We start from the raw sequence: 13,128 nt of genomic DNA, 5'->3' as shown, positions 1-13,128 counted from the left end.
TTCCTTCCTCCCTGATCTTGCTATTAGTTTATCCTATTTCCCGGAATCATTAACCAAATTTGTAAAATAGACAGTATCCTGATTTAATAAAAAAACTCAGGCACTCGCCTGAGTTTTTTGTAATTATTACACTTGGGGTTCGTCAGTGACTTTGCGTTTTTCTTTAACAGTATGAATAACGCCTTTTTCTTTCAGTTCCTTGCCTTTCCATACTGCCCAAATCTGTGCAGCAAGGAAAATGGAAGAATAAGTACCTGCTATTAAACCAATAAGAAGTGCAAACGAGAAGTTTCTGATTGATTCACTTCCAAACACAAGCAGCGCAACGACTGTAAATACAACCGTTAAAACAGTATTTACAGAGCGGCCAAGCGTTTGGCGAAGACTCTTGTTTACAACATCCGCAATATCTTCAAATGACTTGAGTTTTTTCTTTTTCTGCATATTCTCACGCATCCGGTCGAACGTTACGATTGTATCATTTATTGAGTAACCGACCACTGTAAGAATTGCTGCAATGAAGGTAATATCCACTTCCATGCGTGTAAAGCTAAATACTGCGATAATAAAGAAGGCATCATGCAGAAGTGCCAGTACTGCCGGAATGGCCATCTTGACCTCAAAGCGAATGGATACATAAATGATAATGCCTACTGAGGCTATCGCAAGAGCTTTCAGTGCATTTTTTGCAAGTTCTTTTCCTACAGTTGGTGAAACTGTGCTGACATTCGGATCTTGACCGAATTTTTCATGAAATTGAGTTTTAACTTCTGCTATTTCGTCTTTAGTTAAAACATCTTTAAATCTAGCAACACCAATTTCATTATTATCTCCAGAGATGACAATATCATCTGTCTCGATTCCAAGAGCTGATAATTCAGCTTGGAATTTTTCTTTTGTTAAGGATTCACCTGCCTGCTGCTCGATCCGGGTACCGCTGACAAAATCGATTCCAAGATTTAAGCGGAATATAGAAAGAACAATTATTCCTGCAGTAATTAAAACAGCAGAAAGGATGAAAAACTTCTTGCGGCTCCCTACAAAATCAAATTTATCAAATTTGGTCGGCAAATCAAGGGTATCGTAATTTTCCGCAATATTTTTGATCTCACTTTTCTTAACTCCAAACCAGCCTGGTTTCTTATCAAGTGCTTTACTATGGACCCAAAGCCCCATAAGCAGCCTTGTACCGTATACAGCAGTAATAAAGCTGGCCAGAATGCTTATTATAAGCATGGTAGCAAATCCCTTTACAGAACTTGTCCCATACAAGAATAATACGGCTGCTGCCAGAATTGTTGTGATATTTGCATCAAAGATGGTGGAAAGTGAATTTTTCTCTCCAGCCTGGAAAGCAGATTTGATTGTTCTGCCCACTTTCATTTCTTCCCTGATTCTCTCATAGGTAATGATATTCGCATCAACCGCCATACCAACCCCCAGGATAAGCGCAGCAATACCAGGCAGCGTCAATACGCCATTCATCCAGTCAAAAACGAGTAAAATCAGATAAATATAAAACGATAAAGTAAGAGTTGCAATAAATCCAGGGAAACGATATACCGCAATCATGTAGATAAAGATAATCAATACTCCTATTATTCCGGCAAGAATAGTCGTTTCCATTGCCTGCTCACCAAATTTAGCACCTACTGATGTTGAATAAACTTCATCGAGCTGTACAGGAAGGGATCCTGCATTCAATAAATCCGCCAGCGTCTGTGCTTCTTCAATTGTAAAGTTTCCCACAATGGAAACGGTATCCTGATTAAAGATTTGGCTTACCTGTGGAGCAGATAAGTATTTTGGGTCTTCTTTTGCTGCCTCAGCCTGGAAGGAATCCTGGCCTTCTTCAAAATCAAGCCAAATGACAAGCAGGTTATTTGGCGCTCCCATATTGACAATTTTTTGGGTTACATCTTTAAATTTTCCAGCGCTTTTCAGCTTCAATGAAACACTTGGCTTTCCATTTTCATCAAATGTCTGCTTTGCACCATTTTCAGCAAGATCTGAACCATCCATCATCAACTGATCATTAACATCTCTAAATGAGAGATTAGCTTCTGTGGACAGAATTTCCCTTGCTTTATTCTGATCTGTTACACCGGCAAGCTGAACACGGACCCGCTTATCTCCCTCAATCTGGATATTCGGCTCACTGACTCCAAGTACATTGATTCGCCTGTCGAGCGCTTCGGCAGTACTTGCTAGGACTTCTTTAGTCACCTTCTGCCCATCTTTTGGCGTTACCTCATAGAGAACCTCAAATCCGCCCTGTAAATCAAGTCCAAGCTTAATATTTTTTAAGATGTTGTTTGTCGTTGCCCCAGCCAAGCTTCCCAATAATAAAATAATCAGGAAAAAAGCAACGATACGGCTGCGCTTTACCATTCTGAATAAATCCTCCTTAACTATCGCCCGCAGGCACTGCATCAGCGGCGTGATGCATTATTTACCATACATTTCTGCACGTGAAGCCTGCATTACTATCTAATAAGCCTTCCCGTTAATTAAGACTACTGTTTGAAACTTTTACTACTCGTCCTTAACTTTCATTCTATGTATAACCAATTACATGAAAAAAGCCGATTACTCCGCTTTTCATTATGAAACAGATTGTAAAACCTGTCAATTTCCCTTATATCATGTTAAACCATGAAAAAAATTGGAAACACCTGTCTACTTTAATAGTTTTTTTCTTTCTTCTTCGTTATCTAAATCAAATTCAGCTTCTTTAAAAGCCTCGATGGTAGCATAATGAATGTATTCACTCACCTTCACTTCCATTATTTCTTCCACAATTTCAAATAGCCTGACATTTTTTTGGGGTTTTTTCCACTTTTTCTTTGTGAGATAACCCCAAAGTTCCTGTTCAGTCACTTTTTTATATCCCAGAAGCCGGAATTCATCCAGTTTGCTTTCCAATGCAGGCTTTACCGTAGTGCGAAAATAATCATATTCATGGCCGATTTTCATTTTCAGCCGCCTCCCCGCCATTAATAACATGGAAATTATGATAGCTTGTCATGCTTTGTCCTCTATCTTGCATATAGATAATTGTATATGATATTACCCATTTTGAGAAGGCAGGGAGTTGAATGTCCAAATTTCTTAAAGGTACCATGATCCTGCTCGCTGCAGGCCTGGTGACCAGGGTCCTTGGCTTTATTAACAGGATTGTCATCGCCCGATTTATTGGAGAAGAAGGTGTTGGCCTTTATATGATGGCCTTTCCCACCATGATTCTTGTCGTCACCATCACACAGATTGGACTGCCGGTTGCTATTTCTAAAAATGTGGCCGAGGCAGAGGCAAGAGGAGATACAGCAAAAATTAAAAAAATATTAATTGTTTCCTTGGCAACTACCATCTCGCTTTCCATTGTTTTCACTCCCGCTTTAATTTTGCTCGCTCCATTATTATCAGAGACACTCTTTACTGATAACCGGACCCATTTGCCTTTGATGGCAATCGCTCCAATTGTGCCGATCATTGCAGTTTCCTCAGTCATTCGCGGTTATTTCCAGGGCAGGCAAAACATGAAGCCTGCTGCCTATTCCCAGATGATTGAGCAGATAGTCCGAATCAGTCTGATCGCTTTAATGACTAAAGCATTTCTGCCATATGGAATTGAATATGCGGCTGCGGGCGCCATGCTGGCAGCAGTCATCGGGGAGCTTGCATCATTGCTTTATTTGATGACCACATTTAAGCTTAAAAAGAAATTCAGAGTCAGGAACCAATTTTTTAAATATGTGTCTTCCGGAAAAAGTACATTTAACGAATTGATGACCGTTGCTCTCCCAACGACAGGGAGCAGAATGATCGGTTCTGTCGCCTGGTTTTTTGAACCGATTGTGGTAGCGCAGAGTCTGGCACTTGCAGGTGTGGCAGCAGCTGCGGCTACGAAGCAGTATGGTGCTCTTACGGGCTTTGCCATGCCTCTGCTGATGCTGCCATCGTTTATTACTTATTCTCTGTCAACTTCTCTTGTTCCCGCTATAAGCGAGGCAAATTCCCAAAATAATATGCGTCTGATCGAATACCGGCTTCAGCAGGCTCTTCGATTCGCATTCATTACCGGGGGCCTTGCAGTGGTGGTTCTTTACGTCCTTTCCGATCAGTTAATGGAAGTGATGTATGGCTCCTCAAGCGGTTCTCATTTTATTAAACTGATGGCGCCCTTTTTCCTGTTTTATTATTATCAGGGACCTCTTCAGGCAACTTTGCAGGCATTGAATCTTGCCCGTGCTGCCATGATCAACAGCTTGATTGGAGCTGTTGTAAAGACGGCCGTTATCTTTCTTCTTGCCAGCCAGCCTGCATTTGGGATAAATGGAGTTGCGATGGGGATTTTGACAGGTACAGTCCTGGTGACAATGCTTCACTTTGCAACCGTTCTGAAAGCTATTTCTTTTACTTTTTTCGTAAGGGATTATATAAAAACGTTTATAGCTATGATTGTATCAGGAGGCTTAGGTTTCTGGATGCTAAAAGACATCCTTGCCTCTGACATGAATACAGCCTTAAGGGTTATTTTGATATCTGCAGTTATCACAATTGTCTACATCATCCTTTTATTAATCTTAAAGCTGATTAAAAAGAATGACTTAGTGCGTATTCCGGGGATAGGCAAAATGATATCGAGACTGGCATTTAAGTAATATTTCACAGGTCAGCTGAGCTGACCTTGTTTTTATTTTCTTTCATCAAGCAGGTCCACATAAAATTGGCCATTTTCATAACTGCAGAATGAAATAGTGGATATCTCTTTATACCCCTCTTTTCGAAGTTCCTGACGCAGCCAAAAGTCACTTTTATTTATCGTTTCCAGATTAGTTTTCTGAATCGTGCCATCTATAATTAAAGGGATCGTTATCCCCCCGTCTTTACTGCCTTTTCTTTCAAATACTGACAGTGTACCGGAGGATTCAAGGATGGCAAACTCCACATCAGAGATTTTGGCAATATCTTTTTCTCTTAACTGCAGAAGCAGGTCATCAAAGTTATACCGCTGCTTCCTCATGGCATTTTCATCTATTTTTCCTTTATTAATAATAATGGTCGGCTTGCCATCAACTACGTCCCTGAATGTTTTGCTCTTCAGGGAGAATATGGCCAATACAATTTGTACAACCATCAAAAGGAGCATGGGAAGCACATTTTTAAAAATATTTGAATCCGGAGTTTCAATCGCGACAACTGCAAGTTCAGCAATCATGATATAGACGACCAGGTCCAGGATGCTTAGTTCCCCAATTTCCCTTTTGCCCATCAGTCTAAAAATGAGAAGAATGACTGCATACAGAAATAAGGTTCTTACAACGATGATTAGATACTCTTCCACTTCAACAGCACTCCTTTTGATGCAATCCTTTCTATTCTTCCGCATATTTGAACTTTTATTAGTATATGAGGTTTTTTCTTTGAATAATTTCGATTCTATTTTTTCATTGTCTGAATATGCTTGTACTAAGGAAAAGGCTGGTTACCTCAAGGGTTGAAAGCTGTTCCTGTTCACTCATTAAGAAGGGAGAGGGTCCATATAGAAGAATCAAAGAACTTTGGAAGCGCTGTACTTTATGGTATTATTGCGATTTTTGCCATTGCCGTTGCCGGCAGTCTCATTTTTTCACTGCTCTTGAGATTTACATCACTGCAGGAGTCATCCTTGCAGTATATTATTACTGGTGTTTCATTCATTTCTCTTTTTGCAGGCGGGTTCATTTCCGGAGGCAAAGGGAAGCAAAAAGGCTGGCTGCTCGGAGGCTTAACCGGCCTTATTTATTCAATCGTTATTTTTCTTTTTCAATATTTGGGACATGACAGTTTATTTAATATGGAGCAAATGATTTACCACACCTGTTTCACACTTACGGCCATGATGGGCGGTATATTGGGAGTGAATCTCAACACCAAAAGAAATGCATAAAAAAGAAGGTCCTGCAGCTCAGGACCTTCTTTTTTGATATTAAGATTTTGCTAATGCATCGCCAGTTGCCTGCGTTACTTCGCGGATCGCTGCACGATCGTATGTAAGACGGCTTCCGTCACCACATTTAATAACCACTTTGTCTTCGTCGATAGCATCAACGAATCCATGAAGGCCGCCGATTGTAACAACCTTATCTCCCTTTTTCAAATCACTCTGCATTTGCTGAACTGCCTTTTGGCGTTTCTGCTGCGGACGAATTAACAGGAAATAGAATAAAACAAACATCAGCAATAATGGTCCTAATGTTCCTAAAAGCTCCATAGTTTTCCCCCCTTTCAAAGATCAGCCCGATTAAAGGAAAAAGCCCCTAAAATGAACTCAATTTTTTATGATTAAAAGTTCTTCGCGTTAGGCTTATTAAATCCATACCTTTCGAAAAACTCTTCTCTAAAGTCTCCCAAGCGATCTTCCCTAATAGCCTGTCTTACCTGCTCCATTAATTTTAACAGAAAATAAAGATTATGGTAAGTTGTAAGCCTGATTCCAAATGTTTCATCACAGCGGATCAAATGCCTGATGTAAGCACGGCTGTAGTTTCGGCATGTGTAGCAATCGCAATTCTCGTCTATAGGGCCAAAATCTCTTGCAAATTTTGCATTTTTAACAACCAGCCGGCCATTGCTTGTCATCAATGTTCCGTTCCTCGCAATCCTGGTAGGAAGAACACAGTCAAACATATCGATTCCTCTGATCGAACCATCAATCAAAGAATCCGGGGATCCCACTCCCATAAGGTATCTTGGCTTATCAGACGGCATTAGCGGAGTTGTAAATTCAAGCACCCGGTTCATTACATCCTTCGGCTCGCCTACCGATAATCCGCCCACAGCATACCCCGGGAAATCAAGAGATGTTAAGTCTCTCGCGCTCTGTTTGCGCAGCTCCTCATATTCCCCGCCCTGTATAATACCAAAGAGCCCCTGATCATTCGGGCGCTTGTGAGCTTTTAAGCAGCGTTCAGCCCATCGGGAAGTCCTTTCAACTGACTTCTTCATATATTCAAAAGAAGCTGGATAAGGCGGACACTCATCAAATGCCATCATAATATCAGATCCAAGCGAATTTTGAATATCCATTGCTTTTTCAGGAGATAAAAACAGTTTATCACCATTCAAATGGTTCCTGAAATGAACGCCTTCTTCTTCAATTTTGCGGAATTCGCTAAGGCTGAACACCTGAAATCCGCCGGAATCTGTCAGAATGGCCCTGTCCCAATTCATAAATTTATGCAGGCCGCCCGCTTCTTCCACGATTTCCTGACCCGGCCGGAGCCAGAGATGATAAGTATTGCTAAGAATGATGCCCGCTCCCATTTCCACCAATTCTTCCGGGGACATGGTTTTTACTGTAGCGAGTGTTCCAACGGGCATGAACACAGGGGTTTCAAAAGAACCATGCGGCGTATGTACCCGTCCCAGACGGGCACCTGTTTGCTTACATGTTTTTATTAATTCATAACGAATTGCAGTCAAGTTGCAGTTCTCCTTCCATTTAAAAGCACATTATTCCTGCCAGGGAAAGGCAAAATAATATTACAAAATGAGCATAGCATCTCCAAAGCTGAAGAAACGGTAACGCTCTTCAACTGCCTGATTATAGGCATTCAGAACGTTCTCACGGCCTGCCAGTGCACTCACAAGCATAATTAAAGTTGATTTAGGCAGGTGAAAATTCGTAATCATGCCATCAATCGCTTTAAAATCATAGCCAGGGTAAATGAAAATATCAGTCCAGCCGCTTGCTTCCTCAAAACGGCCATTATGCGCAGAAGCAATGGTTTCTAAAGTTCTCGTGGAAGTAGTCCCCACACTGATGATTCTTCCTCCCTGTTCACGCACTTCATTTAAAAGCCGTGCAGTTCCTTCAGTTACCTGGTAAAATTCGGCATGCATTTCATGCTCATTTAAATCCTCCACACTAACAGGCCTGAAGGTTCCAAGACCGACATGAAGAGTAATAAAAGCAATATGCACACCCATTTCTTTTATTTCTTCAAGAAGCTGTTCAGTAAAATGCAATCCTGCTGTCGGAGCTGCAGCAGAACCGCGCTCACGGGCAAACACCGTCTGATAACGGTCCCGATCATCAAGCTGCTCTTTAATATAAGGAGGCAAAGGCATTTCTCCCAATTGCTCAAGTACCTCATAGAATATCCCGTCGTATCTGAACTCAAGTACCCTGCCGCCATGATCTGAGGTTCCAGTGCAGACAGCAGTCAATTTGCCGTCTCCAAAAGTTATCTCAGTTCCTTCTTTTACTCTTTTGGCTGGTTTAACCAGCGTTTCCCAGGAATCCCCTTCAACCTGTTTGAGAAGAAGCACCTCTATATTTGCACCAGTGCCCGTCTTTTCTCCAAACAGCCTCGCAGGAAGAACCTTTGTGTCATTTAATACAAGGCAATCTCCTGCTTTAAGATAATTCTTAATATCTTTAAAAACACTATGCTGAATATCCCCGGTTCTTTTATCAAGGACCATTAGCCTGCTGCTTGTCCGATCAGCCAGAGGCGTTTGTGCAATTAATTCTTCTGGCAAATGAAAATCAAACCAATCTACTTTCATGATGTCACCCTTCTGTTCTTCATATAGACTACCGGAACCTGCCAATAAAATAAAAGATGGCAGATAGAATAATGCTCAGCAAAATTGACGTAACGACTGGAAAATAAAAAATCGTATTGCCTTTCCTGATCACTATATCTCCAGGCAGCTTGCCAATATTAATAAACTGGCTTATAAATCCTATGGCAAAAATGATCGCACCAATGACCATCAGCCACTTTGATATGCCGCTCAATCAGCAGGCACCTCCATTTGAAAATGGCGGTACACCAGGTCTGTTACAATTCTTCCTCTTGGTGTCCGCTGAAGAAACCCAATCTGCAACAAATAGGGTTCATAAACATCTTCAATCGTATGCGCTTCTTCCCCAATGGTCGCTGCAATGGTTTCAAGGCCTACAGGTCCGCCGCGGAATTTTTCGATTATCCCTCTTAATAATTTATGGTCAATATGATCAAGGCCTAAACGGTCAACCTGCAAAAGCTCAAGAGCCTCCCTGGCCAGTGTTTCATCAATTTGGCCATCTGCTTTGACCTGGGCAAAATCCCTGACTCTCCGGAGGAGCCTGTTTGCAATTCTGGGCGTGCCTCTTGACCTTCTCGCCACTTCAATGGCTGCTTTTTGATCTATGCCTGTATCCAGCACCTCAGCTGTACGCACAACAATATTCGTCAGCTGCTCTTCTGTGTAGTATTCTAGCCTGCTTAGCACGCCAAACCGGTCTCTTAACGGAGCCGATAGCGACCCTGCCCTTGTTGTCGCGCCAACCAGTGTAAAAGGGGGCAAATCCAGTCTTACTGATCTGGCACTTGGCCCTTTGCCGATAACAATATCCAGACAGAAGTCTTCCATAGCGGGATAAAGAACTTCTTCTATAGACCGCGGCAAGCGATGAATTTCATCAATAAACAGGACGTCACCCGGTTCCAATGCAGTCAGGATCGCCGCCAAATCACCTGGCCTTTCAATTGCAGGGCCTGCAGTAGTTCTGATATTTACACCCATTTCATTGGCAATAATAGCAGCCAAAGTGGTCTTACCCAAACCCGGCGGCCCATATAGAAGGACATGATCCAAGGTCTCCTCGCGAATTCTAGCGGCTTTAATAAAGATCTCGAGGTTCTCCTTTACTTTATCCTGACCAATATACTGCTTTAATGTCTGCGGGCGCAGACTCTGTTCAAATGAAATATCCTGAAGATCAGCCTCACCGGATATTATCCGCTCTTCCATACTTAATCACCTTCTTAATTCAGCATAAAACGAAACGGCCTTTTCCAATAAATTATAATTTTAAAAGCTTTTGCAGGGCCTTCTTTATGTATTGGTCAGTTGTCAGCTTTTCCTTTTTCAACTCCGGTGTAATCTTTTTCAGTTCCTTATCTGAATAGCCCAGTGCTTTTAATGCAAGCAAGGCTTCTTCCAAATCTCCCGCAGGCCCGCTCTCAGCCTGAAGTTTTTCCGCTGAAAACAGATTAGGGAAAAAGTCAGGGACAATATCCGGAAGCTTCCCTTTCAGATCAAGAATCATTTGTCTGGCTGTTTTCTTTCCGACTCCAGGAAACTTAACGAGGAATGCTTCATCTTCATTTTCAATCGCCTGCACTACCTGTTCAGGTTCACCAGAAGCAAGAATCGCAAGAGCTCCTTTCGGCCCAATGCCGGTAACATTGAGCAGTCTGGTAAACAGCGTCTTCTCCTCACGAGTCTGAAAGCCGTACAATGCCATGATATCTTCCCGTACATAATGATACGTGAATATCCTGACTTCCTGCCCGAACTCCGGTGTATAGCTAAATGGATTAGGCGTTAATATCTGGTATCCAATTCCATTGTTTTCAACAACTACATATTCAGGTCCAATATAATCGAGCCTGCCTCTTACAAATTCAAACAATGCTTTCTCTCCTCTGATTCAACTGTACCTCATTGTACCATAAACTATTTTGGCACGAAGAATAATATGCTGAACAGGCTGGGGATAGATACATTACCTGTTGGCCTAAATCCATATGCTACACACGACGCTCTATTTTCAGCCAATGCATTGAACTCATTCTATAGATTAACATCGACTTTTACCAATTGCTTCCCGCCTCTTTCAATACCGAGATAACGCAAAGTTTCAGCGGAAGAATGGTGATTATAGATGGACATAATAATTGAAATAGCAATCCCTTTTCTATATGCATGATAGCCAAATGTTTTTCGAAGTGTATGTGTGCCGATCCTCCCTGAAATTCCAGCTTCTTTTGCAGCATTATTAATGATCCGGTAAGCTTGCTGACGGGTAATGGGCTGGTTGTTCTTTTTCGATTTGAAGAGATAATCACATTCAGAGAAATCATGCTGAGTAAAATACTTTTTCAGTTCTTTTTTCACGCTATTATTTAAGTAAAATGCTTTATTTTCATTGCTATTTATATTTGTTAAATAAATAAACTCTTTTATCTCCGTCCCATTCCAAACATCACTGATTTTCAGAGATAGCAAATCACTGACCCTTATGCCCGTATTAATCCCTAATACAAAAAGCAAAAGATCGCGCTGTGACTGCTGCCTTAATATCTCTTTAATTTTATTTATGCTTTTGATGTCCTTAATAGGATCAACATATTCCACAAGATTCCCTCCTGCAACTAATGTTACATAAGTATAAGCTATCAAAAAATAAGTAACATTACAATGATTGGATGCAGTTTTTAAGAAAAGAAAAAACGCCTTGTTCACCCTTGATAACTTGAGAAGGAATGGACTAGAGCTAGACAGTTTTCAATATTTAAAAATAAGAATATCTTACTGTTTTAAAAACAGAAACATGCAAGAGAAGCACATTCCCTTGCATGTTTCACTGCTTTTTCAATTCTCCTGCTTTTCACCGGCAGTATAGCTTTTAAAGGTTTCCAGAACTTCCACATATCGATCCTTCGAAACAATAGGTATTCCTTTTTTTAATTCTTCACATTTTGTGCTTTCTAATTTTCCTAAATCGATTTGAAAGAACGACTGAATAATATTCATTTTTTGCGGCTTTCCATTAAAAATGGTAAGGGTTCCGTCCTCCGTTACACCGAAATAACCATTTGCTTTTAATAACGGTGAAATATCATCCATTTTCCTGCGAAATACCATATAATCTATATCCATATCAACAAGCTGCCATTGATCATATTTAGCCCAGAAATCTTCAAGAGTCCATATGGTTTCCTCTATCGTTTCCTGGCTCACTTCCCCATCCAGATATTCTCTCTCCAAAATGACCTTTATCATAAGCGGACCTTCAATGTTTTTTTCCTCTCTGTTAGATTCCACTTCATGAACAGAGTTGCTCTTTTCATTTATAATGCTGCTTGCGTCTGCACTAAAAGAGAAAAACAAAGAAGCAACTGCAATAATAAGAATGCCCCATATGGATTTCAATATCGATCACCTCTAATTTATAACTTGAAGCATTGATTATTAATCATTACTATAATTCCTAATGTTATTATGACCAATATTTCCATATTCATCCCTAATGTATAGTTTAGCTTCGATGAATTTTTTCTTGCAGCAAGGCTTGCACCGTCAAATGATTCATTACAGCATGTCGATTAAGTAAATCGCATGGAGAGGAAATCATTAATATTTTGAACGAAAATCAAAGTGAATTCTTTAAAAGCCAAAAAAGGCAAATTAAAAGACATAAGCCCAGTATCATACCAGTCTCGAATCTTTTTATTTGCCTATCGTATTGGCCATACTGTTTCATTTGTTCAGATTTCATCAATTATATTGATTTCACCATGCCGCCATCTACCAGCAATGAACTTCCCGTTACATAAGAGCTTGCATCAGAAGCTAAAAATGTCACTACTTTCGCAAACTCTTCTGGATCTCCGTATCTTCCCAGCGGGATTTGCTTTTTGGATGCTTTCTCTACTTCTTCCTTTGACACCCCCTGTTTATCTGCTTTTAATTGATCCAGGAACGCGACTCTGTCAGTAGCTACCCTTCCTGGCGCTACTGTATTTACAAGAATATTATAAGGGGCCAGTTCCTCAGCAAGGCTCTTTGCCAATCCTACCACCCCCAGGCGGAATGTGTTTGACAAGATGAGTCCTGGAATCGGCTGTTTAATTGATGAAGATGCGATATTAATAATTCTGCCTCCTGCTTTTTTCAAGTCAGGGAGAACCTCTCTGATTAACCGAATATAACTTAATAGATTCAACTCAAAGGCTTTCTGCCAATCCTCATCATCAAATGCATCAAAGGTCCCCCCTGGAGGTCCCCCGGCATTGTTAATTAATATATCAATTCCCCCAAAGTCATCTCTTGTCTTCTTTACTAGCGCCTTGATGTCCACTGGTTTAGTGATGTCGCATCGGAAAAATGACACATTCCCTTTCCCCTCTTGCTGGAGCTGTTCTTTTACTTTAAGCAGTTTTTCTTCATCACGGCTTGTCAGCATTACGTTGGCACCTTCATTTACTAACTGAGCTGCAATAGCTTTTCCAAGCCCCTGACTTGATGCAATAACCAATGCTGTTTTACCCTCTAATCCAAAATCCATAATAAAATCCCCTCTGC

14 protein-coding genes are annotated in these 13,128 nt (G+C 40.9%); 2 read left to right on the top strand and 12 right to left on the bottom strand.

The features are described from left to right. Window positions 1-126 precede the first annotated feature (126 nt). Together secDF and AC3WTL_RS11865 are read right to left on the bottom strand one after the other, a co-directional pair. On the bottom strand, window positions 127-2,391 hold the full coding sequence (gene secDF, locus AC3WTL_RS11870) for a protein translocase subunit SecDF (protein ID WP_492369440.1): 2,265 nt from the start codon (window positions 2,389-2,391) through the stop codon (window positions 127-129). 288 nt (window positions 2,392-2,679) lie between these two features. Then, on the bottom strand, window positions 2,680-2,976 hold the full coding sequence (locus tag AC3WTL_RS11865) for a post-transcriptional regulator (protein WP_222497678.1): 297 nt from the start codon (window positions 2,974-2,976) through the stop codon (window positions 2,680-2,682). A gap of 122 nt (window positions 2,977-3,098) precedes the next feature. Here AC3WTL_RS11865 and spoVB point away from each other — a divergent pair, with 122 nt between their 5' ends. Then, complete coding sequence (gene spoVB, locus AC3WTL_RS11860; RefSeq protein WP_048010360.1) at window positions 3,099-4,664, top strand: stage V sporulation protein B; 1,566 nt, start codon at window positions 3,099-3,101, stop codon at window positions 4,662-4,664. A gap of 32 nt (window positions 4,665-4,696) precedes the next feature. Here spoVB and AC3WTL_RS11855 read toward each other — a convergent pair whose 3' ends face one another. Next, window positions 4,697-5,347: a DUF421 domain-containing protein gene (locus tag AC3WTL_RS11855; protein ID WP_222497677.1), complete on the bottom strand. Its 651-nt coding sequence runs from the start codon at window positions 5,345-5,347 to the stop codon at window positions 4,697-4,699. A gap of 198 nt (window positions 5,348-5,545) precedes the next feature. On the opposite strand from AC3WTL_RS11855, the gene AC3WTL_RS11850 reads away from it, so the two are divergent. After that, on the top strand, window positions 5,546-5,932 hold the full coding sequence (locus tag AC3WTL_RS11850; protein WP_222498082.1) for a TIGR04086 family membrane protein: 387 nt from the start codon (window positions 5,546-5,548) through the stop codon (window positions 5,930-5,932). 39 nt (window positions 5,933-5,971) lie between these two features. Here AC3WTL_RS11850 and yajC read toward each other — a convergent pair whose 3' ends face one another. The 9 genes from yajC to AC3WTL_RS11805 form a co-directional block, all read right to left on the bottom strand. Beyond that, the gene (yajC, locus tag AC3WTL_RS11845; protein WP_009333093.1) at window positions 5,972-6,256 is read right to left on the bottom strand and encodes a preprotein translocase subunit YajC; all 285 of its coding nucleotides are present in this window, start codon (window positions 6,254-6,256) and stop codon (window positions 5,972-5,974) included. Between the two features lie 71 nt (window positions 6,257-6,327). Next, on the bottom strand, window positions 6,328-7,467 hold the full coding sequence (tgt, locus tag AC3WTL_RS11840; RefSeq protein ID WP_048011594.1) for a tRNA guanosine(34) transglycosylase Tgt: 1,140 nt from the start codon (window positions 7,465-7,467) through the stop codon (window positions 6,328-6,330). A 60-nt stretch (window positions 7,468-7,527) separates the two neighbouring features. Further along, window positions 7,528-8,556, bottom strand: a complete 1,029-nt coding sequence (queA, locus tag AC3WTL_RS11835; protein WP_048011595.1) for a tRNA preQ1(34) S-adenosylmethionine ribosyltransferase-isomerase QueA — start codon at window positions 8,554-8,556, stop codon at window positions 7,528-7,530. A gap of 28 nt (window positions 8,557-8,584) precedes the next feature. Beyond that, window positions 8,585-8,791 carry a DUF2905 domain-containing protein gene (locus tag AC3WTL_RS11830; protein WP_222497676.1) on the bottom strand — a complete coding sequence of 69 codons (207 nt, stop codon included), beginning with the start codon at window positions 8,789-8,791 and terminating at the stop codon, window positions 8,585-8,587. Continuing rightward, on the bottom strand, window positions 8,788-9,789 hold the full coding sequence (gene ruvB, locus AC3WTL_RS11825; protein ID WP_222497674.1) for a Holliday junction branch migration DNA helicase RuvB: 1,002 nt from the start codon (window positions 9,787-9,789) through the stop codon (window positions 8,788-8,790). Before ruvB ends, AC3WTL_RS11830 begins: the two co-directional genes overlap by 4 nt. A gap of 52 nt (window positions 9,790-9,841) precedes the next feature. Continuing rightward, window positions 9,842-10,453 carry a Holliday junction branch migration protein RuvA gene (gene ruvA / locus AC3WTL_RS11820; protein ID WP_197213308.1) on the bottom strand — a complete coding sequence of 204 codons (612 nt, stop codon included), beginning with the start codon at window positions 10,451-10,453 and terminating at the stop codon, window positions 9,842-9,844. Between the two features lie 161 nt (window positions 10,454-10,614). Then, on the bottom strand, window positions 10,615-11,178 hold the full coding sequence (locus AC3WTL_RS11815) for a tyrosine-type recombinase/integrase (RefSeq protein WP_222497673.1): 564 nt from the start codon (window positions 11,176-11,178) through the stop codon (window positions 10,615-10,617). Window positions 11,179-11,415: 237 nt separating this feature from the next. Next, the gene (locus AC3WTL_RS11810) at window positions 11,416-11,901 is read right to left on the bottom strand and encodes a BofC C-terminal domain-containing protein (RefSeq protein WP_396021332.1); all 486 of its coding nucleotides are present in this window, start codon (window positions 11,899-11,901) and stop codon (window positions 11,416-11,418) included. A gap of 424 nt (window positions 11,902-12,325) precedes the next feature. Further along, window positions 12,326-13,111 (bottom strand): SDR family oxidoreductase, encoded by a 786-nt coding sequence (locus AC3WTL_RS11805; protein WP_248348334.1) that lies wholly within the window; start codon window positions 13,109-13,111, stop codon window positions 12,326-12,328. Window positions 13,112-13,128: the final 17 nt, after the last annotated feature.

It is taken from the genome of Cytobacillus sp. EB106-05-05-XG126, from assembly GCF_058791715.1.
The sequence above is the reverse complement of the archived record's forward strand: the minus strand, read 5'-3'. Positions and strand labels throughout refer to the sequence as shown.

What these genes read in the sequence shown, in the direction of transcription:
- ruvB (WP_222497674.1), bottom strand. Translation starts at nt 9,789, where the DNA reads ATGGAAGAGCGGATAATATCCGGTGAGGCTGATCTTCAGGATATTTCA.
- yajC (WP_009333093.1), bottom strand. Translation starts at nt 6,256, where the DNA reads ATGGAGCTTTTAGGAACATTAGGACCATTATTGCTGATGTTTGTTTTA.
- AC3WTL_RS11805 (WP_248348334.1), bottom strand. Translation starts at nt 13,111, where the DNA reads ATGGATTTTGGATTAGAGGGTAAAACAGCATTGGTTATTGCATCAAGT.
- AC3WTL_RS11865 (WP_222497678.1), bottom strand. Translation starts at nt 2,976, where the DNA reads ATGAAAATCGGCCATGAATATGATTATTTTCGCACTACGGTAAAGCCT.
- secDF (WP_492369440.1), bottom strand. Translation starts at nt 2,391, where the DNA reads ATGGTAAAGCGCAGCCGTATCGTTGCTTTTTTCCTGATTATTTTATTA.
- spoVB (WP_048010360.1), top strand. Translation starts at nt 3,099, where the DNA reads ATGTCCAAATTTCTTAAAGGTACCATGATCCTGCTCGCTGCAGGCCTG.
- queA (WP_048011595.1), bottom strand. Translation starts at nt 8,556, where the DNA reads ATGAAAGTAGATTGGTTTGATTTTCATTTGCCAGAAGAATTAATTGCA.